Source organism: Halolamina salina, from assembly GCF_054653455.1.
Genome location: NZ_BAAIGE010000002.1, coordinates 424,717 through 448,110, shown reverse-complemented (window position 1 = coordinate 448,110; position 23,394 = coordinate 424,717). Strand labels below are relative to the sequence as shown.

At 69.7% G+C, this 23,394-nt stretch carries 24 protein-coding genes and 1 tRNA gene; 8 read left to right on the top strand and 17 right to left on the bottom strand.

Annotation, left to right across the window (positions count from 1 at the left end):
- Positions 1-27 precede the first annotated feature (27 nt).
- On the top strand, positions 28-507 hold the full coding sequence (locus ACYQZ5_RS02885; protein ID WP_379730701.1) for a cation:proton antiporter regulatory subunit: 480 nt from the start codon (positions 28-30) through the stop codon (positions 505-507).
- Here ACYQZ5_RS02885 and ACYQZ5_RS02880 read toward each other — a convergent pair.
- From ACYQZ5_RS02880 to carA, 6 genes are all read right to left on the bottom strand, one after another.
- The gene (locus ACYQZ5_RS02880) at positions 498-1,706 is read right to left on the bottom strand and encodes a cation:proton antiporter (RefSeq protein WP_379818753.1); all 1,209 of its coding nucleotides are present in this window, start codon (positions 1,704-1,706) and stop codon (positions 498-500) included. The genes ACYQZ5_RS02885 and ACYQZ5_RS02880 overlap by 10 nt on opposite strands.
- Positions 1,707-1,754: 48 nt before the next feature.
- The gene (locus ACYQZ5_RS02875; RefSeq protein WP_459845085.1) at positions 1,755-2,699 is read right to left on the bottom strand and encodes a hypothetical protein; all 945 of its coding nucleotides are present in this window, start codon (positions 2,697-2,699) and stop codon (positions 1,755-1,757) included.
- 44 nt (positions 2,700-2,743) lie between these two features.
- On the bottom strand, positions 2,744-3,148 hold the full coding sequence (msrB, locus tag ACYQZ5_RS02870) for a peptide-methionine (R)-S-oxide reductase MsrB (protein ID WP_379731635.1): 405 nt from the start codon (positions 3,146-3,148) through the stop codon (positions 2,744-2,746).
- Between the two features lie 532 nt (positions 3,149-3,680).
- Positions 3,681-4,337 (bottom strand): HAD family hydrolase, encoded by a 657-nt coding sequence (locus tag ACYQZ5_RS02865; RefSeq protein ID WP_379731636.1) that lies wholly within the window; start codon positions 4,335-4,337, stop codon positions 3,681-3,683.
- 72 nt (positions 4,338-4,409) lie between these two features.
- On the bottom strand, positions 4,410-6,185 hold the full coding sequence (locus ACYQZ5_RS02860; protein ID WP_379731637.1) for a Rieske (2Fe-2S) protein: 1,776 nt from the start codon (positions 6,183-6,185) through the stop codon (positions 4,410-4,412).
- Between the two features lie 98 nt (positions 6,186-6,283).
- A complete protein-coding gene (gene carA / locus ACYQZ5_RS02855; protein WP_379731638.1) occupies positions 6,284-7,342 on the bottom strand; it encodes a glutamine-hydrolyzing carbamoyl-phosphate synthase small subunit in 1,059 nt (352 codons plus the stop codon).
- A 96-nt stretch (positions 7,343-7,438) separates the two neighbouring features.
- Between carA and ACYQZ5_RS02850 the strand changes: the two genes are divergently transcribed.
- The 3 genes from ACYQZ5_RS02850 (at position 7,439) to ACYQZ5_RS02840 (ending at position 9,294) form a co-directional block, all read left to right on the top strand.
- On the top strand, positions 7,439-7,855 hold the full coding sequence (locus ACYQZ5_RS02850; protein WP_379731639.1) for an Lrp/AsnC family transcriptional regulator: 417 nt from the start codon (positions 7,439-7,441) through the stop codon (positions 7,853-7,855).
- A 71-nt stretch (positions 7,856-7,926) separates the two neighbouring features.
- On the top strand, positions 7,927-8,610 hold the full coding sequence (locus ACYQZ5_RS02845) for a type 1 glutamine amidotransferase domain-containing protein (RefSeq protein ID WP_459845081.1): 684 nt from the start codon (positions 7,927-7,929) through the stop codon (positions 8,608-8,610).
- A gap of 69 nt (positions 8,611-8,679) precedes the next feature.
- Entirely contained in the window at positions 8,680-9,294 is a 615-nt protein-coding gene (locus tag ACYQZ5_RS02840; RefSeq protein ID WP_379732889.1) for an NUDIX hydrolase, read from the top strand.
- A gap of 484 nt (positions 9,295-9,778) precedes the next feature.
- Here the strand turns inward: ACYQZ5_RS02840 and ACYQZ5_RS02835 are convergent, their stop codons facing one another.
- Genes ACYQZ5_RS02835 through ACYQZ5_RS02820 form a run of 4 tightly spaced genes read right to left on the bottom strand, consistent with a single transcriptional unit; the run spans position 9,779 to position 13,486 of the window.
- Positions 9,779-10,033, bottom strand: a complete 255-nt coding sequence (locus tag ACYQZ5_RS02835; protein WP_379730669.1) for a DUF7977 family protein — start codon at positions 10,031-10,033, stop codon at positions 9,779-9,781.
- The gene (locus ACYQZ5_RS02830) at positions 10,023-11,063 is read right to left on the bottom strand and encodes a zinc-binding dehydrogenase (protein WP_379730670.1); all 1,041 of its coding nucleotides are present in this window, start codon (positions 11,061-11,063) and stop codon (positions 10,023-10,025) included. The genes ACYQZ5_RS02835 and ACYQZ5_RS02830 overlap by 11 nt, the downstream gene beginning before the upstream one ends.
- Positions 11,064-11,114: 51 nt before the next feature.
- Positions 11,115-12,263, bottom strand: a complete 1,149-nt coding sequence (locus ACYQZ5_RS02825) for a capsule biosynthesis protein CapB (RefSeq protein WP_379730671.1) — start codon at positions 12,261-12,263, stop codon at positions 11,115-11,117.
- The gene (locus ACYQZ5_RS02820) at positions 12,260-13,486 is read right to left on the bottom strand and encodes a poly-gamma-glutamate biosynthesis protein PgsC/CapC (RefSeq protein ID WP_379730672.1); all 1,227 of its coding nucleotides are present in this window, start codon (positions 13,484-13,486) and stop codon (positions 12,260-12,262) included. Before ACYQZ5_RS02820 ends, ACYQZ5_RS02825 begins: the two co-directional genes overlap by 4 nt.
- Before the next feature lie 162 nt (positions 13,487-13,648).
- On the opposite strand from ACYQZ5_RS02820, the gene ACYQZ5_RS02815 reads away from it, so the two are divergent.
- A complete protein-coding gene (locus ACYQZ5_RS02815; RefSeq protein ID WP_459845078.1) occupies positions 13,649-14,302 on the top strand; it encodes a MogA/MoaB family molybdenum cofactor biosynthesis protein in 654 nt (217 codons plus the stop codon).
- 54 nt (positions 14,303-14,356) lie between these two features.
- A complete protein-coding gene (locus tag ACYQZ5_RS02810) occupies positions 14,357-16,228 on the top strand; it encodes an acetyl-CoA carboxylase biotin carboxylase subunit (protein WP_379732505.1) in 1,872 nt (623 codons plus the stop codon).
- A gap of 458 nt (positions 16,229-16,686) precedes the next feature.
- Here the strand turns inward: ACYQZ5_RS02810 and ACYQZ5_RS02805 are convergent, their stop codons facing one another.
- Complete coding sequence (locus ACYQZ5_RS02805; protein WP_379732897.1) at positions 16,687-17,133, bottom strand: UPF0179 family protein; 447 nt, start codon at positions 17,131-17,133, stop codon at positions 16,687-16,689.
- A 57-nt stretch (positions 17,134-17,190) separates the two neighbouring features.
- Positions 17,191-17,577 (bottom strand): DUF5820 family protein, encoded by a 387-nt coding sequence (locus ACYQZ5_RS02800; protein WP_379732895.1) that lies wholly within the window; start codon positions 17,575-17,577, stop codon positions 17,191-17,193.
- Between the two features lie 94 nt (positions 17,578-17,671).
- Between ACYQZ5_RS02800 and ACYQZ5_RS02795 the strand changes: the two genes are divergently transcribed.
- A complete protein-coding gene (locus ACYQZ5_RS02795) occupies positions 17,672-19,147 on the top strand; it encodes a DASH family cryptochrome (protein ID WP_459845075.1) in 1,476 nt (491 codons plus the stop codon).
- On the opposite strand, the gene ACYQZ5_RS02790 is transcribed toward ACYQZ5_RS02795, so the two are convergent.
- The 3 genes from ACYQZ5_RS02790 to ACYQZ5_RS02780 are packed head-to-tail and all read right to left on the bottom strand — an operon-like array spanning position 19,144 to position 21,212.
- Positions 19,144-19,380, bottom strand: a complete 237-nt coding sequence (locus ACYQZ5_RS02790) for a hypothetical protein (protein WP_379732507.1) — start codon at positions 19,378-19,380, stop codon at positions 19,144-19,146. The genes ACYQZ5_RS02795 and ACYQZ5_RS02790 overlap by 4 nt on opposite strands.
- Positions 19,381-19,429: 49 nt before the next feature.
- A complete protein-coding gene (locus tag ACYQZ5_RS02785; RefSeq protein ID WP_379732508.1) occupies positions 19,430-20,230 on the bottom strand; it encodes a helix-turn-helix transcriptional regulator in 801 nt (266 codons plus the stop codon).
- A 49-nt stretch (positions 20,231-20,279) separates the two neighbouring features.
- Positions 20,280-21,212 carry a UbiA family prenyltransferase gene (locus ACYQZ5_RS02780; protein ID WP_459845073.1) on the bottom strand — a complete coding sequence of 311 codons (933 nt, stop codon included), beginning with the start codon at positions 21,210-21,212 and terminating at the stop codon, positions 20,280-20,282.
- Positions 21,213-21,404: 192 nt separating this feature from the next.
- Between ACYQZ5_RS02780 and ACYQZ5_RS02775 the strand changes: the two genes are divergently transcribed.
- On the top strand, positions 21,405-22,370 hold the full coding sequence (locus ACYQZ5_RS02775) for a WD40/YVTN/BNR-like repeat-containing protein (protein WP_379818326.1): 966 nt from the start codon (positions 21,405-21,407) through the stop codon (positions 22,368-22,370).
- 163 nt (positions 22,371-22,533) lie between these two features.
- On the opposite strand, the gene ACYQZ5_RS02770 is transcribed toward ACYQZ5_RS02775, so the two are convergent.
- Together ACYQZ5_RS02770 and ACYQZ5_RS02765 are read right to left on the bottom strand one after the other, a co-directional pair.
- Positions 22,534-22,640 (bottom strand) — tRNA-Glu (locus ACYQZ5_RS02770).
- A 61-nt stretch (positions 22,641-22,701) separates the two neighbouring features.
- Entirely contained in the window at positions 22,702-23,379 is a 678-nt protein-coding gene (locus tag ACYQZ5_RS02765; RefSeq protein ID WP_379732663.1) for an NUMOD3 domain-containing DNA-binding protein, read from the bottom strand.
- Positions 23,380-23,394: the final 15 nt, after the last annotated feature.

The following is a 23,394-nucleotide window of genomic DNA, read 5'->3' as shown; positions in this document are numbered from 1 at the left end:
TATTCCCCTCGCCGCGTCAGGTGAGGTATGACCGTCTACGAGACCGACCTCCCCGGGGTCGGCCGGAAGTTCGACCTCGAACTCGACGCCGGCGGGGTGGCGTCGGTGGTCGTCCACCACGACGGGCGCTGTGAGCTGTACCGCCGGCCCGCCCGCGACGAGAGCGGGGAGAAGCTGCTCGACCTGAACGGCGAGGAGGCGAACAAGCTCGGCTCGATCCTCGAGGGCGCCTACTTCGAGTCGGTGAACGTCGACGCGCTGTCGGCGCCACTGGGCGACGCGATCATCCAGTGGGTCGAAGTCGCCGAGGGGTCGTCGCTCGTCGGTACGACGCTCGCCGAGAGCGAGATCAAACGCGACACCGGCGCCACGGTGATCGCGGTCCAGCGCGGGGAGGAGACCGTTTCCAACCCCGACGCCGACTTCGAACTCGCTGGCGGGGACCTGCTCGTCGCGATCGGCACCCACGAGGAGCAGGCCGCACTGAAGGACCGCGTTCAGGACTGAGCCGTCGTCGGGAGCCGTTCCGCCACCCGCTGGATCAGCCCCGCGTTCCGCATCAGCATCGTCCCGAGGATGCTCGTCAGGAGGACGTAGCCGACCGTGAACGCCGGAATCGTCTCGCGGAGCGCCGGCGTGGTTCCCGCGGTCAGAAGGAACGCGGCGATCACCAGCGAGAACTCCCCGCGAGGGACCAGCGCGGCGCCCATCTTCGACGCCCCTTCGACCGAGAGCCCCCAGCTCCGCCCGGCAACGTAGCCGCTGACGATCTGTCCGACAACGGTGACTGCCGCCGCGGCGACCACGAGCCCGGCGACCGAGACCACCACCCGCGGGTCCGTGCCGAGCCCGACGACGAAGAAGAACACCGCCGCGAACAGGTCCCGGCTGGGCGCGAGCAGGTCCTGTATCCGGGCGGCGTGGGAGGTCTGCCCGAACGCCGCGCCGGCGAGGAACGCGACGATCGCGTCGCTGACGCCCGCAGCGAGGCCGAAGCCGGAGACGAGCGCGGTCGCGCCGAGGACGGCGAGCAGGAACAGTTCGCCCGAGCGCACGTCGAACGCGCGGTCGACCCACTCGCTCCCGTAGTACGCCAGCAGCGTGAGCGCGACCAGCACGACCGCCGCCTGCCCGAGCGTTCGGCCGAGGGAGGCCACGTCGGCGCCGCCGAGCAGCACCGCCGAGAGCACCGCGAACGCCGCCGCGGTGAGCACGTCCTCGACGACGATCACGCCGAGGATCGCCTCGCTCTCGGGGTCGGCGATCCACTCCAGATCGATCAGCGACTTCGCGATGATCACCGTCGAGGAGTTGAACGTGATCAGGCCGACGAACAGCGACTCCACGAGCGAGAAGCCCGCGGCGAGGCCGACGACGATCCCCAGCGGGAAGCTCACGGCCACGTCGACGGCGCCCGCCCGGAGGAACTGCGAGCGCTTGCGGATCAGCGAGGCGAGGCTGAGTTCGAGGCCGACGAAAAACAGCAGCAGGACGACCCCCAGATCCGCGAGTAGCCGGACGATCTCCGTGGACTCGACGACGGTGAGCGAGACGCCGCCCACGGAGGGCGCGTAGGGGCCGAGCAGCACGCCGACGAGGATGTACGCCGGGATCACCGACTGGCCAAGCCGGAGCGCGAGCAGGCCGCCCAGCGCCAGCGCGGTCAGGAAGATCCCCGCGGTGAGGACGAGGTTCGCCTCGACCATACTCCGAGAGAACACGCGGGCGGAATGACTGTTGCGGTGCGGCGGGGGCTACCCGGCGCCGAACGCCGCGGCGAGCGTCGCGACGTACAGCACGCTGCTCACGGCCGCGAACGCCGCGTAGACGAGCGCCGGGACGGCCAGCGACTCGGTCGCGTCGTAGGCGGCGGCGGCGACGCCGATCACCGCGGTCCGGGTCCCGGCGACGAGTACGCCGCCCACGGAGTCGAGGTCGGGCAGGAGGACGGCGGCCGCGGCCCCGACCGCGAGCAGCAGGGGGAGCCACGTCAGCGCGTCGGGAAGCCCCTCGCGTTCGTCAGCGACGACGGCGACGGCGAGTGCGAGCACGAACAGGATCGCCACCGCGGCACGGCTCCCCCATATCGACAGCCACGGCCCGTTCGCGAAGCTGCCGTATGTGACGACGGTCGGCGCCGCCAGATAGCCGCCCAGTAGCGTCGTCCCGACGGCCGCGAGGGCGCGCTCGCCGCCGAGCGCGTACCGGAGCGCGCCCTGAATCAGCCCGTGGTAGAGCAGCGCCATCCCCGCCACGAACAGCGCGATCCGGGCGAGCGTGCGGACGGTGAAGACGCTGCCCGGGTCGGCGAGCGTCGACGCGACGTGGTCGATCCCCGTGCCCGTCCGGAGCGCGAGGAGGGCGAAGGGGAGCGTGGCGAGGAGCACCGTCCCGGCCACGGCGGCGCCGACGACCCGTGCCTCCTCGCGGTCGGGTATCGACACCGGGAGCGACTGCCCCCGCCACGCCGCGTACGACGCCGCGAGCACGCCCATCCAGAGGAGGACGAGTGCGCTCCGGACGAGCAGCAGCGACGTGTCGCTGTCGAGGAAGTACGGGTCGAGGGCGTCGTCGAGGAGCACCGTCCCGGCGGCGAAACCGAGCAACAGCGTGACGACGATCCCCAGTTCGACGGCGACCGCGCGCCGGCACAGCGTGTCGAGGGGCGCAGGGGCTGCCGTTCGCTGGTCGGAGCTCATAACTGCGGCCGACGGGAGGGTCGTAAAAATAGCTTCCCGTGGCCCTACTGTCCGTCCTCGAACTCCAGCGCGACCGAGTTGATGCAGAACCGCTTCCCGGTCGGCTCGGGACCGTCGCTGAACACGTGGCCGAGGTGGCCCTCACAGGTGGCGCAGACGACCTCGGTGCGGGTCATCCCGTGGCGACGGTCCTCGCGGGTCTCGACGGCGTCGTTCTCGGCGGCGTAGAAGCTGGGCCAGCCGCAGCCGGCGTCGAACTTCGTCTCGGAGTCGAAGAGGATCTCGCCACAGCCTTTGCAGCGGTAGACGCCGTCGTCGTCGCGGTCGACGTGTTCGCCGCTGAAGCGCGCCTCGGTGCCGCGCTCGCGGAGGATCTCGTACTCCTCGTCGGTGAGTTCCTCGCGCCATTCGGCGTCGGACTTCTCGGCTTTCGCGTCGGACTCGCTCATGGGTGGTGTTGGGGCTGTACGGGTCTAATGCTTCCGCCGATTTAGTGGATGAGTGGTTCGTAGGTGCTTGACGGTACGTGGTTGCTGTGGCAGCGACGGTAGTTGGCTACCGCGACGGCAACAGCATCTCGATGCTTGGCCACTTGTACCGCAACCGCGGCCGCACAGCACCGCGATGGTCTTCCCCTCATCCTCCCCACGGGCTCGCCGACAGGTGGCGAGCCCTCGCGTCCACCGCTACCGCACCGCGGTTGCTGTCGGCGCGAAAGCGCTCGCGCCGCTGTGCGCGAGCGAGCGCGAGGGACGAGCGAACGAAGTGAGCGAGTCGGCTGGGGAGGTCTGAGGCTGCGGCGCAGTGCGGTCGCAAGTGGTCTACGAACGAGATGCTGTCGCGGTCGCTGTTCCCGTCTCGAACGCAGTCACGGTCGCTGTTCCCGCACCCAACGGCTCGTGCCCCATCACGACTATCCGCCAGACCCACAGCAGCCGCTCCTCCGTCGACGCTCGCGGCAAACCGAACGTCCGAGAAGAACTACCGACAGAGCGCCCGCACGTCGTGCAGATCGTCGACCACGTGATCGGGCTGGACCGATAGCTCGTGGTGACGGCGGTGGGGGCGACGGATGAACGCCGACTCGACGCCGGCGTTGACCGCCGCGGTAATGTCGCTCTCCCGGTCGCCGACGTACAGCGCGTCCTCGGCGTCCAGATCCGCGAGTGCTTTCTCGAGGAAGTGCGGGTCGGGCTTCTTCCGGCGCAGGTCCGAGATCGTCGGCTGCCGGCCGTAGGCGGTGTCGAACAGCCCCGAGACGCCGTAGTGCTCGAGCAGGAAATCAACCGTCTCCTGTTGGTTCGAACTCACCACGCCCATCGGGAGATCGAGATCCGACAGCGTCGACACGTCGTCGAACAGCTGCTTCCCGCCGGCGTGGACGTGCTCGCGCTGTGCCTCGTGGGACGCACGATCCCGCACCCGCCAGAACTCCTCGACAGAGAGACCGTACCGCTCGCAGACTTCCGACAGCGACTCCGGCGTCACACCGACGACGACCTCCTCGACGTGCTCGGGATCGGGGTCGTCGACCCCGGCCTCCTCGAACGCACGCCAGGCGGCCTCCTGCAGCACGTCGTAGTCGGTGGTGTCCACCAGAACGCCGTCGTTGTCGAACACGACCGCGTCGTAGCTCATACGTAATAGACGCGAACGGCGGTGAAAAGCCTTGTGTGGGCCGAAACAGGTGGGGCGGCCCGCCGGCGGCACTCAGTCGTCCGCGGCCCCCTCCGCCCCGCTCTCCTCGTGAATCCGCTCGCCGCGGTGGAGCCGCGACGCGATGGAGTACGTCTGCTCGCGCTCCCGCCGGGTCGGGTAGTGCGCCGCGAGGTAGCGCGCGACCGCCGTCGCGAGCACCCGCCGCTCGTCGGGATCGTCCCGGAGGTCGAACTGCCGGAGTCCGGCCTCCAACGCCTGGAACGTGTGAAAGCCCGTATCCTCCCGGAGCAGCGCGCCGCCGAGTTCGGCCTTCAGGCGCTCGGGATCGCCGCCGGCGTCGAGGAAGTTCGCCGCGTGCGTGCCGGCGGCGTTCACCTCGCCCTCCATCTCGAAGCAGTGCAGGAGTTCCTGAAGCTCTTCGTCGGGATCAGCGCTCTCGTCGACCGACGGTTCGGGCGCTGGCGGCGTGTTGAGGAAGCGATCGAGGTAGACGTTCGTCGCCGCGTCGTACACCCCGCGGTAGAGTTCGGTCGTGGGCGCGCGCTGGGCCGCGCGGTGGACCGCGTTCGCGTAGGTGAACGTGTGGTGGACCGTGTTCCAGTCGTTGAACTCGTTGGCCGTCGAGAACTGCGCGACGCGCTTGCCCGCCGCGAACGCGACCGCGCGGGCCAACTCCTCGACGGTCGCCCCCCCGCGGATCGCGTCGTCCAGCGCTTCGTACACCGCCTCCGGCTCCTCGCTGTGAAGGCGGTCGGTGAAGTCGTCGGGTTCGGTCCAGCTTTTCCCTTCACCCTCGGCAACCATCTCGTCCAGTCGCTCAAACGACTCGGCACTGCGGCCCGCGAGATCGTCGGGCTGGCGCCACGAGGAAAGCTCCTCGCTGCGTTCCGCGGTCGCGAGCCCGCGCACCAGCGACGCCAGCACGTCCGCCGTCTCGGGATGGTCCCAGCCCACGTGGTCCAGCGCCTCCGTCGCCTTGTTCAGGTGGTCGAACCGGTGGCCGGTGTCGAGGTAGCGGTGATCGGTCGCCGCCGCCGTGAGCATCTCGGTCAGCTGTTCGGGCGTGCAGTCGGCGGCGACGGCGGTCCGCAGCACGCGCTCGGCGCCGTCGGCGTCCCGCACCTCGACGTTCTCCCGGAACCACGCCTTCAGCCGCGAGAACGGCACGTCCGTCGCCTCGAACGCCTCCTGATCGAACTTCGGCGGCTGGTCGGCGCAGTCGCTCGCGACCTGCACGAGCCCCTGGTAGAGCGCGCGCTCCCGATCCGCCTCGTCGAGGTCGGGCAGTCGGTTCATCAGGGCGGTCAGGATCGTCAGCCCGGAGCTCCAGCCGCCCTCGCGGTACTTGGTGCCGAAGACGGTCGCCGTCTCGAACGGCTCGACGGGGTTCACGTCGGCTCGGAGCAGCCCGATCGCGGATTTCGCGAGTACGAGTCTGAGGTTCTGCTCCAGCCCGTCCTCCAGTCGCTCGGCCCAGTGGACCGCCGGCGGTTCGTCGCGCTGCGGGTCGGGGTCGACGTAGACGGTACCGTCGACGACCTCGACGGGGTAGCTCTCCACGTCGTCGGCCCACGGGTCGAACGTGTCGCCACAGGAGAGTTCGAAACGGGCGTGGTGCCACTCGCAGGTAAGCACGCCCTCGTCGACGCTCCCCTCCGAGAGGGGAAAGCCCATGTGGGGACAACGGTTGTTGACCGCGCGGAACTCGCCCTCGTGGTGGAACACGACGACGGGAGTGCCGTCGGCGCTCGCGACGGTCCGACCTTCCTCCCGCAGCGTCGATTCGTCGGCGACCGCGACGTAGCCGTCGGGGACTGTGGCAGCCATACCCACGGCTGGGGGCGAGAGCGACTAAAGCGTATCCTGAAGAACGTTTTACCGAGTCGTCCTGCCGAGGACGGAATCAGTGCGGTGCTCCCGACCGCTCAGTCGGAGGCGACCGCGGGCGCGTGGTTCTCGGCCATCTCGAGCACGTCGTCGAAGAAGTCCAGCGAGTCGTGGGGACCGGGGTTGGCCTCGGGGTGGTACTGGCGCGTAATCACGTCGATCCCGACGCCCTCCAGCCCCTCGGCGGTGCCGTCGTTGACGTTGACCTGCGTGACCGCGAGCTCGCCGGGGTCGGCGACGCTGTAGCCGTGATTCTGGGTCGTCATGATCACGCGGTCCGTCTCGAGGTCGCGCACCGGCTGGTTCAGGCCGCGGTGGCCGAACTCCATCTTCTCGGTCTCGCCGCCCAGCGAGCGGGCGACGACCTGCTGGCCCAGACAGATGCCCGCGATCGGGAGCTCGCCCGCGAACTCGTCGACGACCTCGCCGGCGGCCTCGAAGTTCGCCGGGTCGCCCGGGCCGTTCGAGACGAACACCAGATCCGGCTCGACTGCGGCCACCTCCTCCGGCGTCGAGTCGTAGGGCAGGACGTGCACCTCGGCGTCGCGGGCGGTGAGGGAGTCGACGATCGACTGCTTCGCGCCGCAGTCCAGCAGCGCGACGGTGAGTCCGTTGCCCTCGTACACCTGCGGTTCGTCGACGCTGACCTGTGCGCCGATGTCGGTGTGCTCGCTCATCTCGACGCACTGCTCCAACTGTGCTTTGGCCTGTTCGGGCGTCGCGTCGGGACCGGCGGCGACGCCACACCGCATCGCCCCCTGCTCGCGGATCGAGGTGACCAGATCCCGCGTGTCCACCGCGTCGATCGCGGGGATCCCCTCGCGTTCGAGCCAGTCGGCCACGTCGTCGGTGAACTCGTGTGCGACGGCGACTCGGGGCTGGACCGAGTCGGACTCGAAGCGCTCCTCCCGGACGCCGTAGTTCCCGATCAGCGGGTAGGAGAACGTCAGCGCCTGCTCGGCGTAGGAGGGGTCGGTCAGGCTCTCCTCGTAGCCGGTGTAGGCGGTCGTGAACACCAGCTCGCCCCGGCCCGTGCCGGGGGCACGCGAGCGTCCCTCCACGACACGACCGTCGGCCAGCGCGATGTACGCACTCATTACGAGATACGTACTCATCGTTCCGTATAACTGTGTCGTTCGAAGTTTTCCTACGAAATTCGTAATCGGTATGACGGAGGCGCCCCAGGGAACTGTATGGACGAACTCGATCGGGAGATCCTGAACATCCTCCGGCGGGACGCCCGGACGCCCTACACCGAGATCGCCGAACGGGTGGGGACCAGCGAGGGGACGGTCCGGAACCGCGTGGAGGGGATGGTCGAGGAGGGCGTGATCGAACGGTTCACCGTGACCACCCGGACCGGGAACGTGAAGGCGATGATCGAGATCTCGGTCGCGATGGACGTGAACACCGACGAAGTGGGCAAGCGGCTGGCGGAGTGGGACGAGGTGGACTTCGTCTGGCAGGTCTCCGGCGAGGACGACATCGTGCTGGTCGTCGACTGCGTGGACACCCGCGCGGTGAACGAACTCATCTCGCGGGCCCGCGAGCAGGAGGAGGTCGAGGAGAGCACCACCCGGCTGATCCTCGACGAACGGCTCGGCACCTAAAGCCCTCCGGCGGGCGGATCGCGTGCCACGGCGGGAGCGCTTTTCCCTCGCAGTCCCCGACTGTCGAGTGCATGACCGACGCGCTATTCATCGTCAGCGAGGAAGGCTACTGGGCCGAGGAGTGTATCGACCCGCTCACCACACTGGACGACGCCGGCGTCGACGTGACCGTCGCGACGCCGACGGGCGAGCCGCCGGTCGTCGACGAGCGCTCGCTCGACCCCGAGGACATCGGCGAGGAGGAGGCAGACCGTCTCCGCGAGATCCACGAGACCGACGAGCGGCTCAACGACCCGCTCGCGGTGGCCGACGCCGAGCCGGCGGGCTACGACGCGGTGGTGCTCCCCGGCGGCCACGGCACCATGTGGGACATCAATCAGGACAAGCACGCCCGCGCCGCGCTGCGGACGGCCGTCGAGGGCGAGGACGGCACCGCGCTGGTCGTCTGCCACGCGGTCGGGATCCTCGCGTTCACCCGCGACAGCGACGGCGAGTTCCTCGCCGCCGGCCGGGACGTGACCGGCTTCCCGAACGCGTGGGAGGAGGGGATCGTCGACGAGCGCGACCTGTTCGAGGGGCGGAAGCTCCCCTACTGGGTCGAGGACGAAGTGAAGACTGTCGGCGCGAACTGGGACGCCGAACTCGACGCCGACACGTCCGTCACCGTCGACGGCGATCTGGTGACGGCTCGCGGCCCCGGCTCCTCCCACGAGGCCGGGCTGACGCTGCTGGAGGAGCTGGGCATCGACGCCTGAGCACGCCGACCGCGGTCCGCGCCGCCGAGCATCGAAGCGACCTTACCCCCGGTGGCCAATGACCCCCGTATGAGCACCGAGAACGCCGACGCGGGCGGGGGTACCGAACCCCACCCCAACGCAGCGCAGGACGTGGTCGCCGTCGACGGCGACGACGAGCCGACCGGACTCGCCAACCGTCTGGACGCCCACACCGGCGAGGGGCAGCGCCACCGCGCCTTCACCGCGCTGGTGTTCGACGAGGAGGGCCGGATTCTGCTCGCCCAGCGCGCCGCGAACAAGCGCCTCTGGGACACCCACTGGGACGGGACGGTCGCCTCCCATCCCGTCGAGGGACAGAGCCAGATCGAGGCCACGAAGCAGCGACTGGAGGAGGAACTCGGCGTCACGCCGGACCAGTACGACGACCTCGAAGTGACCGACCGCTTCGAGTACAAGCGCCGCTACGAGCGCGAGGGGCTGGAGTGGGAGGTCTGTGCCGTGCTGCAGGTGACGCTGACCGACACCACGCTCGATCCGGACACCGAGGAGATCGAAGGGCTGCTCTGGGCGGACTACGACCTGCTGTACGAGCATCCCGAGTGGTACCGCCAACTGCGGCTCTGTCCGTGGTTCGAGATCGCGATGCGCCGGGATCAGGAGGGCGAGACTGTTTCCGACGGCGAGGTCGGCTTCGAGCGATAAGTAGTGGTCGGCGGCCGCTTCTTTGGGGGACAACGGACAGCGACTGCGAACGGCGTCTCGATTAGTAATCGCCGGACAGCGACCGCGAACAGCAACCGCAGTTCGATCGTTGGCACCTTGTGACCGCGGCCGCGCCGCACAGCCCACACACCTCCCCAGCCGATTCGCTCCCTCACTTCGTCCGGTCGCTCATCCCTCGCGCGCTCGTTCGCGCACGGAGGCGCTCACGTCGCGCGCCACCACCGGCCGCGGTCGCGGTGGACGCCTCGCGCCGGCGATTCGTCGCCGGCGCGGGGGGAGGGGTGGGGACTCCGTGCTGTGCCGGGCCTCGTGCCCGGGACTTCGCGGTTACAAGTGGTCTACGAACGAACTGCTGTTGCCGTCGCGGTTTCGGTCGCCGTCGCGGTTGCTGTCACCGTCGTAGTCACTGGTCCAGTAGCCGACGACCTGAGCGACCCCGAAAACCGACGAAAAACGCCCGAATCTACTCCTTCATCGCCCAAACCCCGACAACACCCAACAGCAGCGCCGGAATGAACGGCAGCGCCAGCATCGCCACCATGAACGGCACGTGATCCGCCAACAGCGTCGGGTACAGGTAGATTATCCCCGGGATCACCAGCGTCGCCAGCGCGACCACGACGACGAGCAGCGTGCCGCTGGGGCCGCCGCCGTCGCCGTCCGACTCGCCCTCGACGCTGCCGGCCGTGTGGGTGTAGCCGTCGTCCTCAGAGCTCACTGTCGGGCTTTAGCACCACCTTCCCAAAGCCCTCCCGGTTCTCCAGCATCTCGTGGCCGCGGGCGGCCTCGGACATCGGGACCACCTCCCGGATCCGCGGCTCGAACGTCCCATCCCAGACGAGTGAGAGGGCGTCGTCGGCCTCGCCGGGGGTGGCCATCGTCGAGCCGAGCACGGAGAGCTGGTTCCAGAAGATGCGGTTCACGTCGGTGTGAGGCTGCCCGCCGGCGGTGGCGCCGCAGGTCACCAGCTTTCCGCCCTTCGCGAGCGAGGCCAGCGAGTCGGACCACGACTCGCCGGCGACGTGATCGACCACCACGTCGACGCCGCGCTTGCCCGTGAGGTCGCGGATCCGGTCGGCATAGTTCGTCTCGGTGTAGTCGATGACGTGGTCGGCGCCGCAGTCCGCCGCGTAGCCCAGTTTCTCCTCGGTGGAGGCGGTCGCGTACACCTCGTCGGCGACGTGGTCGGCGATCTGGACCGCCGCGTGGCCCACGCCGCCGGAGGCGCCGAGCACGAGCACCGAGTCGGTCGGCGAGAGGTCGGCGCGGGTGACGAGCATCCGCCACGCGGTCTGGAACACCAGCGACGCGGAGCCGGCGACTTCCCAGTCGACGCCCTCCGGGACCGGAACGAGGTTGTCCGCCGGGACGGTGGCGTACTCCGCGTGGACCCCGGGGCGGTGCTCGCCGATGATCTGGTAGCGCACGCACATCGACTCCTCGCCGTCGCGGCAGAACTCACAGCGACCGCAGGCGACGCCCGCCGACACCGCCACGCGGTCGTTCTGCTCGAACCGCTCGACGTTCTCCCCAACCTCGACGACGACGCCCGCCGCGTCGCTGCCGGGCGTGTGGGGCATCGACAGATCGATACCGGGCATCCCCCGCCGGGTCCACACGTCGAGGTGGTTCAGCGCCGCGGCCTTCACGTCGATTTTGACCTCGTCGGGGCCGGGGGTCGGATCGGGGATTTCGTCGTACTGGATCACGTCGTGGCCGCCGTGGCCGTGGAACTGGACCGACTTCATGGCCGGAGCGTTGACGGCCGGACGCCATAATTGGTCGGGGCGGCGGGTCGCTCACTCGACCGCGCGCCGGTCGATCGCTCCGGTGAGTTCCCGCATGAACGTCGCGACGGTGTTCCCCATCAGGAACACCGGGTAGCCGTCGTCGAGGCATCGATCGAGCACGCGATCCGCCGGCATGGACTCGTCGTGGTGGACAAACTCGGCGTCGACGCGCCGCTCCAGCAGTCGGGCGTGCGAGCCTGCCACGTGGACGCGACCGACGAGGTCGTGCTCGGCGAGCCACGTGAGGTAGTGGACGAACGCCACGGTCCGGCCGGCCCGATCCCGGCGCGTGTAGACGAACGGCGTGATCGTTGGCTCCTCGAGGCGCTCGACGAGGAACTGCCGGAGGAGTTCGGTCGACTCGATATCGTTCATCATCGCCCCGTTCGCGACGAGTCCACCGCCCGCCAGCCGCCGCCACCCCCACTCCGAACGGAGATTCTCGACGTAGGACTCGATCCGGGCCGGCGGCAGCGGGTCGAGGCCGAGGCTGCGCAGCACCTCGTCGACGGCGAACGCCGACCGCGCGCCGAACACGTCCTCGAAGGGGGAGTCGGGTCGCGGCTCGGCGACGGTGAACGCGTTCCCCGTCTTCTCGAACTCCCGCCGGAGGTAGTCGTTGATGGCGTCGTTGCGGTCGGCGCTGATCACGTGGGCGTCCTCCGGGACCGTGCGGGTGAACACGCGGGCGATGTCGGTGAGCTCCGCGCCGAGCGTCGACTGGTGGTCCCGCCGGACGTTGAGAATGACGACGACCTGCGGGTCGAACAGCTCGTTCGCGAGCCGCGTCGTGTACTCGCGGATCCCCTGATTCTCCGCGACGACCGCGTCGACGGGGGCGTACTTCCGGAGTTCCCGTTCGTTCTCGTACAGCCGGGTCGGCCCGCTCCGGGGGATCTCGTGCTTCTCGCGGTTGCGGTAGGAGAACGATCGATCGCCCGTGACCTTGGCGTACGTCTCGAACCCGCGATCGACGAGCACCTCGTTGAGCCAGCGGACGACCGTCGACTTCCCTCGGACGCCGGAGACGGTCACCCGGATCGGCGTCCGTTCGACCCGCTCGTAGTGTGACCGTCCGCGGTCCGCGACGTGTCGGACGGACCGGATCGAGTCGCCGACCGATCGTCGAAGCCGCGAGAGGAGGCCGCTCCCGGTCATCGCTCTTCCTCCGTCTCCGCGACCAGCGGGGAGTCGTCGATGTCGGCGCCGTCGACCGAGACGTTCGCGAACACCGACTCGCGGGCGAACGCCGCCGCGTCGGGGATCGACGCCTCGAGCCGGCGGAGTTCGACGGCGGCGAGGCCGACGACGACGATCCCGACGAGGGCGTACGGGACGGGATGGTCGGAGATCAGCCCGCTCGGGGGGACGTCGACGAGGACGTAGATGGTGGCGTAGAACATCGCGAACAGGGCGGCGGAGATCCGGATGTGCGCGCGGCGGTTCGCCGGCGTGACCCGGTGGAGGTTGTACGCGCCGATACCGACGAACAGGCCGACGAAGAACAGCGTGATCCCCGGGGCGGAGACGGGCCGGAGCACGCCGATCACCAGGACGTAGAGGACGCCCAGCGCGAGCGAGAGCGCGAGGAGCACCCGCCCGTACAGCAGCGTCACCCAGTGGACGTAGGAGAGGAGGAAGAACACCGCGGTCGCCCCGATCACGTACACGGCGATCGCGGGGCCGTACCGGACGCTGAACACGGCCAACAGCGGGACGATGATGATTCCCGCGAGGCGGTGGTCGTACCGCTTCCGGAACCCCTCGTAGATCGCGACGTCGACGAGCAGCAGCGAGACCGAGAGCCAATTCGGGGTGACCGGGGGGTGGGCCGTCCCGCGGGAGTCGATCCCGATCCAGTCGACGAAGTCGCTGGTCGGCAACGCCAGCACGGGCGGCGTCGGCGACCCGACGCGCGCGAGGATCACCAGCGAGAGCGCCCCGACGGCCACGAGGCCGGCGTAGCAGCCGGCCATCGCGAGGAGGTCGGCCCGGCGGTTCTCGGGTGCGAGCCGCATCAGGTTGTACGCGGTAACGCCGGGGAAGATGCTGGCGATCACCTCGGCGTTCTCGAAGGGGAGCCGCGCCGGGAGGAGTTGGGAGACGACGAAGCCGACCGCGACCGTCGCGATCGCGCCCACGCCGACGGCGGCGAGGAAGAGCCGCCGGCCGTAGTTGAGCGTGTACTCCCTGAGCGCCCAGAGGGCACACCACGCGGCGGCGGTGCCGCTCACGAAGATGACGGGCGAGAGCGGCTCCCGGAGCGTGTAGATGACGAGCAGCGGGACCACCATCACGCCGCCCAGCCGGTAGCCGTACGCCTGTGACAGGAACGCGACGATCCCCAGACCGGCGATCATCACGAGGCTGGCGGCGATCATGAATCTCTCAGACGCGACGTTGGGGGAGACGTATTAAGCCGTTTGCTCATTGTTCCGGAGCGACGCGTCGGTACGTATCCGGCGGCCGGCGCGCCGGACGAGGGGGACCACGGCGAACCGCGAGCGCCCGGAGTTTTGTGTCCCCCGGTCGGAGGCCCAGCCATGAGCGACGATCACGGACACGCCCACGACGATCCGGGAACCGACGACCACCACCACCACGACCGCGACCACCTCGGCGTCGCGGTGCTCACCGTCTCCTCCTCGCGCAGCCTCGACGAGGACCCCGCCGGCGACCAGATCGCCGACGCCTTAGAGAGCGCCGGCCACGGGATCACGACCCGCGATCTGGTGCCGGACGACTACGACAAAGTGCAGGCCACCGTCGAGCGGTTCGTCGACCGCGACGACACCGACGCCGTGGTCACGACCGGCGGCACCGGCGTCACGCCCGACGACGTGACCGTCGAGGCCGTCGAACCGCTGCTCGCGAAGGAGCTGCCGGGGTTCGGCGAGCTGTTCCGGCGGCGCTCCTACGAGGAGATCGGCACGATGGTCGTCGCGACGCGGGCGACCGCCGGCGTCGCCGACGGCGTCCCCGTGTTCTGCCTGCCCGGGAGCGAGAACGCCGCCGCGCTGGGCGCGGAGCTGATCGTCTCGACCGCCGGCCACCTCGCGGGGCTGGCGAGCCGGGACGAGGAGGGTGGCACCCACGAACACGACGGCGACGGGCACGAACACGCCGACGGGGAGGACGAACACGGCGACGAGAAGCACGAACACGGGGAAGGCGGCGCCGACGGGCACGACCACTGACGCTCGGTCCGGACCGACAGAATCACGTCGGACCTGCGAGAACCCCCTCCAAGAATGTTCGACAAGGTGCTCGTCGCGAACCGCGGTGAGATCGCGGTCCGAGTCATGCGCGCCTGCGAGGAACTGGGCGTCGACACCGTCGCGGTGTACTCCGAGGCCGACAAACACGGCGGCCACGTCCGCCACGCCGACGAGGCGTACAACGTCGGCCCCGCCCGCGCGGCCGACTCCTACCTCGACCACGAGGCCGTGATCGAGGCCGCGGAGAAGGCCGGCGCCGACGCGATCCACCCCGGCTACGGCTTCCTCGCGGAGAACGCCGAGTTCGCCGGCAAGGTCGAGGCCCACGACGACATCACGTGGGTCGGCCCCGCGGCGGACGCGATGGAGCAGCTCGGGGAGAAGACCAAGGCCCGCCAGACGATGCGGAAGGCCGACGTGCCGATCGTCCCCGGGACGACCGAGCCTGCCGAGAGCGCCGAGGAGGTCAAGGCGTTCGGCGAGGAGCACGGCTACCCCGTCGCGATCAAGGCCGAGGGTGGCGGCGGCGGCCGCGGGATGAAGATCGTCGAGGGGCCGGAGGAGGCCGAGGACCAGTTCGAGAGCGCCAAACGCGAGGGCGAGGCGTACTTCGACAACGCCAACGTCTATCTCGAGCGCTACCTCGAGAACCCCCGGCACATCGAGGTGCAGATCCTCGCCGACGAGCACGGCAACGTGCGCCACCTCGGCGAGCGTGACTGCTCGCTCCAGCGCCGCCACCAGAAGGTGATCGAGGAGGGGCCGAGCCCCGCACTGACCGAGGAGCTTCGCGAGGAGATCGGCGCGGCCGCCCGCCGCGGCGCCGACGCCGCCGGCTACTACAACGCCGGGACGTTCGAGTTCCTCGTCGAGGAGGAGGACCGCGACGCCGAGAGCGGTGAGCTGCTCGGCCCGGACGCGAACTTCTACTTCCTCGAGGTCAACACCCGGATTCAGGTCGAGCACACCGTCACCGAGGAGCTGACGGGCATCGACATCGTGAAGTGGCAGCTCCGGGTCGCCGCCGGCGAGGAACTCACCTTCGAGCAGGAGGACGTGGACCTCTCGGGCCACGCGATCGAGTTCCGGATCAACGCCGAGCACGCCGACGAGGAGTTCCAGCCCGCAAGCGGCGGCACCCTCGAGACGTACGACACGCCGGACGGCATCGGCGTCCGCGTCGACGACGCGCTCTCGGAGGGCGACGAGCTGGTGACCGACTACGACTCGATGATCGCGAAGCTGATCGTCCACGCGAGCGACCGCGAGGAGTGCATCGCGCGCTCGAAGCGGGCGTTCGGCGAGTACGACATCGAGGGCGTGACCACCATCGGCCCGTTCCACCGGCTGATGCTCGACGACGAGGCGTTCGTCAACGGTACACACACCACGAAGTACCTTGACAACGAACTCGACCACGCCCGCATCGAGGAGGCCGTCGAGAAGTGGGGCACCGAGTCCACCGGCGACGAGGGCGAGGAGAGCGAGACCACCACGCGGGAGTTCACCGTCGAGGTCAACGGCAAGCGCTTCGAGGTGAACCTCGAGGAGGAGGGCGCGCCCGCGATCCCGACGCCCGAGACGAGCAGTAGCGGCGGTGGGAGTCGTCCCTCTGGCGCCGGCGGCAGCAGCGGCGGCAGCAGCGACGACGGCGGTTCCAGCGGCGGCGAGACGCCCGACGTCCCCGAGGGCGGCGAGTCCGTCGCCGTCGACATGCAGGGGACGGTGCTGTCGGTCGACGTGGAGGTCGGCGACGAGGTCGCGCCGGGCGACACCGTCGCGGTGCTCGAAGCGATGAAGATGGAGAACGACATCGACGCCGAGCGCGGCGGCACGGTGTCGCAGGTGCTGGTCGAGGAGGGCGAGAGCGTCGATATGGGCGACGTGCTCGTGGTGCTGGAGTAAGTCGGCAGTCTACGTTTTCGGGGCCCTCGTCAGTCGCTACGGTGGAATCTCGGTCGTTGTTGAGTGAAGAAGTAACCGCGACAGCGACAGCAGCTCGATGCTTGACCACTTGCGACCGCCGTGCGCCGGACACGAGGTCCGGCGCAGCACCGAATCCCCACCCCTCCCCCCGCCGGCGCCGTGATTGGCGCCGGCGAGGCGTCCACCGCCACCGCTGCCGCCGGTGGCACGCGACGTGAACGCGACGGCGCGAACGAGCGCGCGAGGGACGAGCGAGCGTATGCGAGCGAGTCGGCTGGGGAGGTTCGAGGGCTGTGCGGCGCGGTCGCAAGTGGTCATGCTCACTCCGCGGTCGTGTTCACGGTAGAAACAGCGAAATACGCGGTACGCGAACCGTCCCAAACGACCTCACAGGAGGGAGCATCGGCAACGACAGAACCGCCGCAGAAACCGTAGAACTACTCAGACGGCGCCAACTCCACCTGCGTCAGATCACGATCCAACTGACACGTCTCGTGGGGCGGCTCGCCCTCGACCGCCTCGATCTGGTACTCCTCGTCGAAATCAGCCCCCAGCGGCACACACAACGGGTGCGAGGGACACTCCGAGTGGGGGCACTCCCCCGCCAGCTTCGCCTTGCTCCCCGAGTACGCGGACTTCGAGGGGACGTTCGCGGGGACCGAGGTAGGCTCGACCTCGACCGCCCGGACGCCCTCGTCGTGGACCGCACAATCGAGCACCTGCGTGTTCTCCCGCACGTCGACGACCTCGTAGCGGGTGCCGGCCTCGATGTTGAGACACTGGCTCCGGTAGGGACAGCCCTCACAGCCCGAGGCCTCCCCCTGATAAACGAACTCCTGTCCCGGTTCGGCGAGCCGGGCGCCGACGAGCGTAACGGTGGTCATGGGCGGACGTAGCTCCGCGGCGGGGTTAAGGCTCTCGCCCGGCCCCCCGATCCGGTTTCAGTCCGCTCGCCCGGTGCGCTCGTCCAACTCCGCGAGGTACGCCTCCCGGGGCTGCTGGTACGCCGCGCGGTAGTCGATCTCGCCGTTCGCGAACCGCTCGGCCACGTCGACCGCGGCATCGACGGCCGCCGCCCGGCTCTCCCGCGTCTCGTTCGTCAGTTCGATCTCCGGCTCCGCGAACAGCGTCGCGTGCCACTCCTCGGTAGCGTACTGGCCCGCGCCGGGGCGGTCCGCCCGCGAGCCGTTGGTGACGTAGATCGTCGGCAGACACGGCGCCGGGAACGCGTCGGCGTCGAACACGTCCGGACGGTAGGCGAGGATGACCCGGCCGTCCCGCTGCTCGGTCCAGACCGTCCAGGACTCCGGGAGGTCGTCGAGACCCATACCGGGGCTGGGCGGCGGAGGTGGATAGGCCTCTCGGCTCGCCCCGGCGGCCCGCTACCCGAACTGCAAAGCGGCCGCCGACCCCACGGCCGGCATGGAGACGGCCCTCTGGTGGGTCCGCAACGACGCCCGCCTGCACGACAACGCCGCCCTCGACGCCGCCGCCGCGGCCGACGAACTCCTGCCGGTCGCCGTCGTCGATCCCCGGGAGTACGGCGAGCAGGCCTACGGCGGCCGGCACTCCTTCGACTTCGAGAAGACCGGGCGGTACCGCGCCCGGTTCCAGCGGGAGACGGCGGCGGATCTCCGGGAGTCGCTTGCGGACGCCGGCTCGACGCTGCTCGTCCGGGAAGGGCGGCCCGCGGACGTGTTGCCCGAGGTCGCCGCGGCGGTCGACGCCGACGCCGTCCACTACCAAGCGCTCCCCGCGCCGGAGGAGCGCGCCGCCGCGCGCGCCGTCGTGAGCGCGCTGGCCGACGCGGGCGTGCGGACCCAGAGCCACTGGACGTACACGCTCCACCACGTCGCCGACCTGCCGGCGGGGATCGACGGCATCGACGACACGTTCACCCCGTTCCGGCAGTCCGTCGAGCGCGACAGCCGGGTCCGGGAGCCGGTTCCGGAGCCGGAGCTGCCCGAGCCGCCCGATCTCGGCCGGCTCGGCGGCGACCCCGGCTCGTTCCCGACGCTCGACGAACTCGGCCTCGACCGCCCCTCGTACGACGACCGCGGGGTGCTCGCGTTCGAGGGCGGGGAGACTGCCGGGCTGGACCGACTCGAAGCGTACGTCTGGGAGGGCGACCACCTCCGGGAGTACAAGTGGACGAGGAACGGGCTGTTGGGGGCGGAGTACTCCTCGAAGCTCTCGCCGTGGCTGGCGGCGGGCTGTCTCTCCCCGCGGTACGTGAAACGCGCCGTCGATCGCTACGAGGACGAGCGGGTGTCGAACGACTCGACGTACTGGCTCCTGTTCGAACTCCGCTGGCGCGACTTCATGGCGTTTCAGACCGCCAAACACGGCGGGCAGTTCTTCGCCCGCGACGGGATCAGGGAGCGCGAGGATATCGACTGGGCCGACCCCGGGAGCGATCCGACGGCCCGGGAGCGGTTCGAGCGCTGGAAACGCGGCGAGACGGGGGTGCCGTTCGTCGACGCCAACGTGCGCGAACTGAACGAGACGGGGTACATGAGCAACCGCGGCCGGCAGAACGTCGCCTCCTTCCTCGCCAACAGCCTCCGGATCGACTGGCGCCGCGGCGCGGCCTACTTCGAGACCAAGCTGGTCGACTACGACCCCGGCTCGAACTACGGGAACTGGGCGTACGTCGCCGGCGTCGGCAACGACAGCCGGAACAGCTACTTCGACATCGTGGAACAGGCCCGCAACTACGACGAGGACGGCGAGTACGTCCGCCACTGGCTGCCGGAACTTCGGGGGCTTCCGCCCGCCTACGTCCACGAGCCGTGGGAGATGGACCGCGAGGAGCAGGCGGCCTACGGCGTCGTGCTGGGCGAGGACTACCCCGAACCGATGATCGACCTCGAAGCCAGCTACGAGGCGTTCCGTTAGGGCAGCCCCCTCGCCCACGACGCGAGGGTGAGGCCGGCCGCGATGGCGCCGGCCTGGAGGGCGACCGAGAGCGCCGAACGGCTCGTGAGGCCGTACCAGCAGAGCGCGAGCGGCACCGAGACGAGGGCGAACGCGGCGGCGTCCGGGAGCGAGGGGTTCAGCCACAGCAGGACGGCGAACAGTGCGATTCCGAGGAGGGCGAGACCGAGCCGGCGCGGGGGTGGCGTGTTCACGTCGACGACGGCGTCGTGCGACGAGAAAAAGGGTACTGTCGGCCGGGGGCTACTCCAGCGCGTCGGCGTCGAGCGGCGTCGCCCGCCCGCGGATCGACTCGTACTGGTCGCGGTAGTTCGCGACCGCCTCCGGGCGATCGTTGCTGAGCACGCCGACGACCGCGCCGCCCTCGTGGACGGTGATCCCCGCGTGTTCGAGCGCCGGCCCGTTCAGCAGCCAGAGCGCGTACGGCAGCGTCTCGTCGGTGACGAACACGTCGACGGCGTCGGTCGCGAAGAACTCGGCGACCTCCGTCCCCGTGGGGATTCCCCCGCCCAGCGAGTCGACCGTCTCCGCCGTCACGACGATCTCGACGGAGAGCCCCTGATCGACGACGGCGTCCTCGAGCATCGAGACGTAGTTCGTCTTCACGACCGGGGCGAACCCGCGGAGCGTCTCGGCCTCGGGCAGCCGGGAGAGCACCTCCGCCAGCGCCGCCTCCGGCAGCGCCGGGTCGGCGTAGGTCACCGTGCCGCCGTCGAGGATCTCCGTGCTCACGGGCACGTCGTCGGGGATGGCGGCGAGCAGCGGCTCCGCGGCGCCGAGCGTGTCGGTCGTGTCGCAGTACGCCCGGTGGGTTTCGAGCGCGAGCTGTCCGGCGTGAGTCGCCTCGAAGCCGCCGTCGACCCGCCTGACCAGCCCCGTCTCGACGAGTTCGGCGATCGCCCGGTCCACGGTCGAACGGGAGACCCCGACGCTCTCGCCCAGTTCGCGCTTGTCGAGCCGGTCGGTCGAGAGGGCGGCGAGCACGTCGCCGCGCTTGCGAAGGACGTCCCGGACGCGCTGTCCGTCGACGCCGTCAGTATCCATACCCGATGCTGGGAACGCGACCGTAAATCGGTTTCCGCTGCGTCACGGCTCAGAGCAGCCCGATCCCGAGGACGTGCCACCAGACCGACACCGCGAGCGCGCCGTTTGCGGCCGTCGCGACCCACGCGATGTTGAACCGCTCGGTGAGCGTCCGGGAGGCCGACTTCGGGTTCGCGCCCGCCACCGAGTAGTACAGATCGACGTAGAACGCCGTCACGCCGCCGAGGGCGGCCGCGGCGATCGGGTAGCCGAGCGCGAGCGAGAACCCCGCCGCCGCGGCGGTCGCGATGGCCCCAACCGCGACGGTGGCGGCCACGCCGAGCGCGGTCGCGAACGTCTCGACGCCGGCCTGTCGGTCGAAGTGTACGTCGGCCGCCTGGTGGAGGACGTGGTAGCCGAAGCTGTAGCAGGCGACGACGCCGACGGCGACGAGGATCGCCGGCGCGAGCCGGCCCGCGGTCAGCACCGCGACGGGCAACACAAGGAGTCCGGCGTCGACGCCGGTCGTGACGACGTGGTTCCAGACTCCCCGCTCCTTGAACCGCGGCGGGTAGGAGTAGGTGAAGCCGAGTACGATCACTGCGACGCCCGCGAGGAACACCCACCAGCCGGCGACGGCGGCGACGGCGGCGTACAGCGCCAGCGCCGCCACGAGGTAGCCGCCGAGCAGCCACCACGCGCGACCGACGCCGAGGCGCCCGACCGCCGCCGCGATCACGTCCTTCCCGGGGTTCGTGGCGTCGACCGCGCGGTCGTGGATGGCGTCTGCGACCGACGCCTGAAACTTCGCCGCCATCGTCGCCGCGGCGTAGCCGACGGCGACCCAGCGGGCCGTCACCCCCGGCCAGCCGCCGACGCGGACGCCGAGGCCGACCGCGAGCAGCACCGACGCGACGTTGTAGCCGACCGTCGCGGACAGCCGGCTCACGACGGCGACAGCGCGGAGCTGTGAGACGAGCCGACGAACGGTCGGGTGAGCCATTCGCAGGGACATCCGCGTTTCTGTGATTAATGGTTGTCCGTTCGCGGCGAGTCGATCAGGGGCTGCACGGATCGTCAGACCCTGAGCAGAAACCCGGGGAGCGAAATCGTGCTCGGCAGCCCCGAAACGCGCCGAGAATCGAGGTAAAGGGGTTCGACCCCCTATGTCCGACTACCGCCGGAGGTATCCAAGATGACCGACTCCCCCGCAACGCACGGAACGAGACGCAGCGTGCTGAAGACGACCGGCGCCCTCCTCGCAGCCGGCGGGCTGCTCGGAAGTACCGGAACGGTGGCCGCCGCCGACGGGTGGGCGACCGCCGAAACCCCGACCGACCGAACGCTGCACGCCGTCGTCGAAACGGCCGCGGGCGCGTTCGCGGTCGGCGGCGGCGGCGACGTGCTGCAACGGACCGCCGAGGGCTGGACCCGAGTCGTCGACGGCGGCCCGACGGGGAACGGGAACGATCTCTACGGCGCCGCGACGACCGACGGCGGCGAGCGGCTCTGGGTCGTCGGCGCCTCGGGCGCGATCGGCGAGTACGACGTGCTGACGGGGTCGATGGTCGATCACTCCGCGCCGAACGACGTGACGAACAACTTCAACGACGTGAGCGTCGTCGGCGAGCCCGGCGACGCGAACGTGTACATCGCCGGCGACTCCGGGAAGATCTACAGCAGCTTCGGGAACGGGGCGACCGGGACGTGGGATCAGGTGACGCCGGGATCGGGCTCGGCGATCGAGGCGATCGACTTCCACGGCCCGAGAAGCGGCCACGCGGTCGACGGCAACCAGACCGTCTTCGCGACGGCCGACGGCGGCGTGTACGAGAACATCGGCATCGCCAACGCCAACGTCAACTTCTACGCCGTCGACTCCGACGGGAGCGACAGCGTCGACGTGGCCGGCGGCGGCGCGATGGTCCACCGCTGGGACGGCGCGGGCTGGACGCCGACCGACCTCGGCGACGCCTCGCTCCGTGACATCGAACTCGGCGGCGACGGCGGCTACACCGTCGGCAGCGGCGGCGCGGTGTTCGAGTACACCGACGGCGAGTGGCGCCGCGAGCCGACGCCGACCGGCGCGAACCTGAAGTCGGTCCGCCGCGGCGAGACGGACATCGCGGTCGGCGCCAGCGGCACGGTCATCGAGAAGTAGTCCCCGCTGACCGTCGTGGGACATCGGGATGTGTCAGAGGCAGCCCGTTCGATCGCTCAGTCCCCCGACGGCGCGGTCACTGTTTCCCTGCGGTTCCGTATCGATTAGTGCTCGCGGTCGCTGGTCGTCGTGCCGCTGCTCGTCGGTGAGTTCGTCGGAGAAATGCTCGGTCGGGGATTTGAACCCCGGTCATCGGCTCTCTTCCCGCGTAGGCCGATTCCTTTCGCGGCCGAAAGGCCGAAATGATTGGCCGGACTACACCAACCGAGCGCATTCGAATGTGGTGTCTGTGAGTTTTTAATCCCATCGAAAGTCGATAGCCGTCCCCCAGTTACTCCGGGTGATCGACGCCGGGTTCGAACTCAAGCTCCCCATTGTCCGCTTTCGGGTGGCATCGCCGGCAGAGAACGACGAGGTTTCGGGGGTCGTGCGCCTCGGAGAGTGCCGCGTCGTCGGCCCGGCGGAAGCACCGAACCGGGATGATGTGGTGTACGTCCAGCGGGCGTTCGGTCCCCTCGTGTCCACAGGCTTGGCAACGCTCATCGCGGTCGAGAACGAACTCGCGAGCGATCGACCAGCCGTCGCCGTACCGCCGGCTGTACCCACCTTTCCAGTTCGGATTCGCCCTCCCCGTCGTCGACTCGCTCATCCGACGCCGCGTCCTCTTCGAAAGTGATCGCCCTGAGAGCGACTCGGAGATCCGCTCCCGGACGTCCTCCGGCAGCGTCCGCCCCTCGTGGGCTTCCGCGATTCGCTCGCGATGTGCTTCGGTCACCTCTCGGTTCTCCATCGTGTCGGAGATCTTCGCACGTGTCTCGGCGGTTCGCGTAGTACCGTACTGCGGGTGGTTCTCGCCGGCGAGGTCGCGGGTGTCGAGGTTGCGCTTCTCCATCCACTTCCGAATACAGCGTGGCGACACGCCACATTCGTCGGCTATCTCTGCCTGCGTCCACCCCTCTGCCCAGTACTTCTGTTCGAGCCACCAGCCGCTTCGGTACCGTCGACCCACGAAGAAAAGTTCGCC

What these genes read in the sequence shown, in the direction of transcription:
- ACYQZ5_RS02800 (WP_379732895.1), bottom strand. Translation starts at nt 17,577, where the DNA reads ATGGGTCTCGACGACCTCCCGGAGTCCTGGACGGTCTGGACCGAGCAG.
- ACYQZ5_RS02885 (WP_379730701.1), top strand. Translation starts at nt 28, where the DNA reads ATGACCGTCTACGAGACCGACCTCCCCGGGGTCGGCCGGAAGTTCGAC.
- ACYQZ5_RS02785 (WP_379732508.1), bottom strand. Translation starts at nt 20,230, where the DNA reads ATGGATACTGACGGCGTCGACGGACAGCGCGTCCGGGACGTCCTTCGC.
- ACYQZ5_RS02865 (WP_379731636.1), bottom strand. Translation starts at nt 4,337, where the DNA reads ATGAGCTACGACGCGGTCGTGTTCGACAACGACGGCGTTCTGGTGGAC.
- ACYQZ5_RS02780 (WP_459845073.1), bottom strand. Translation starts at nt 21,212, where the DNA reads ATGGCTCACCCGACCGTTCGTCGGCTCGTCTCACAGCTCCGCGCTGTC.
- ACYQZ5_RS02775 (WP_379818326.1), top strand. Translation starts at nt 21,405, where the DNA reads ATGACCGACTCCCCCGCAACGCACGGAACGAGACGCAGCGTGCTGAAG.
- ACYQZ5_RS02875 (WP_459845085.1), bottom strand. Translation starts at nt 2,699, where the DNA reads ATGAGCTCCGACCAGCGAACGGCAGCCCCTGCGCCCCTCGACACGCTG.
- ACYQZ5_RS02795 (WP_459845075.1), top strand. Translation starts at nt 17,672, where the DNA reads ATGGAGACGGCCCTCTGGTGGGTCCGCAACGACGCCCGCCTGCACGAC.
- ACYQZ5_RS02805 (WP_379732897.1), bottom strand. Translation starts at nt 17,133, where the DNA reads ATGACCACCGTTACGCTCGTCGGCGCCCGGCTCGCCGAACCGGGACAG.
- ACYQZ5_RS02860 (WP_379731637.1), bottom strand. Translation starts at nt 6,185, where the DNA reads ATGGCTGCCACAGTCCCCGACGGCTACGTCGCGGTCGCCGACGAATCG.
- carA (WP_379731638.1), bottom strand. Translation starts at nt 7,342, where the DNA reads ATGAGTGCGTACATCGCGCTGGCCGACGGTCGTGTCGTGGAGGGACGC.
- ACYQZ5_RS02815 (WP_459845078.1), top strand. Translation starts at nt 13,649, where the DNA reads ATGAGCGACGATCACGGACACGCCCACGACGATCCGGGAACCGACGAC.
- ACYQZ5_RS02845 (WP_459845081.1), top strand. Translation starts at nt 7,927, where the DNA reads ATGACCGACGCGCTATTCATCGTCAGCGAGGAAGGCTACTGGGCCGAG.
- ACYQZ5_RS02850 (WP_379731639.1), top strand. Translation starts at nt 7,439, where the DNA reads ATGGACGAACTCGATCGGGAGATCCTGAACATCCTCCGGCGGGACGCC.
- ACYQZ5_RS02840 (WP_379732889.1), top strand. Translation starts at nt 8,680, where the DNA reads ATGAGCACCGAGAACGCCGACGCGGGCGGGGGTACCGAACCCCACCCC.
- ACYQZ5_RS02810 (WP_379732505.1), top strand. Translation starts at nt 14,357, where the DNA reads ATGTTCGACAAGGTGCTCGTCGCGAACCGCGGTGAGATCGCGGTCCGA.
- ACYQZ5_RS02830 (WP_379730670.1), bottom strand. Translation starts at nt 11,063, where the DNA reads ATGAAGTCGGTCCAGTTCCACGGCCACGGCGGCCACGACGTGATCCAG.
- ACYQZ5_RS02880 (WP_379818753.1), bottom strand. Translation starts at nt 1,706, where the DNA reads ATGGTCGAGGCGAACCTCGTCCTCACCGCGGGGATCTTCCTGACCGCG.
- ACYQZ5_RS02825 (WP_379730671.1), bottom strand. Translation starts at nt 12,263, where the DNA reads ATGACCGGGAGCGGCCTCCTCTCGCGGCTTCGACGATCGGTCGGCGAC.
- ACYQZ5_RS02820 (WP_379730672.1), bottom strand. Translation starts at nt 13,486, where the DNA reads ATGATCGCCGCCAGCCTCGTGATGATCGCCGGTCTGGGGATCGTCGCG.
- msrB (WP_379731635.1), bottom strand. Translation starts at nt 3,148, where the DNA reads ATGAGCGAGTCCGACGCGAAAGCCGAGAAGTCCGACGCCGAATGGCGC.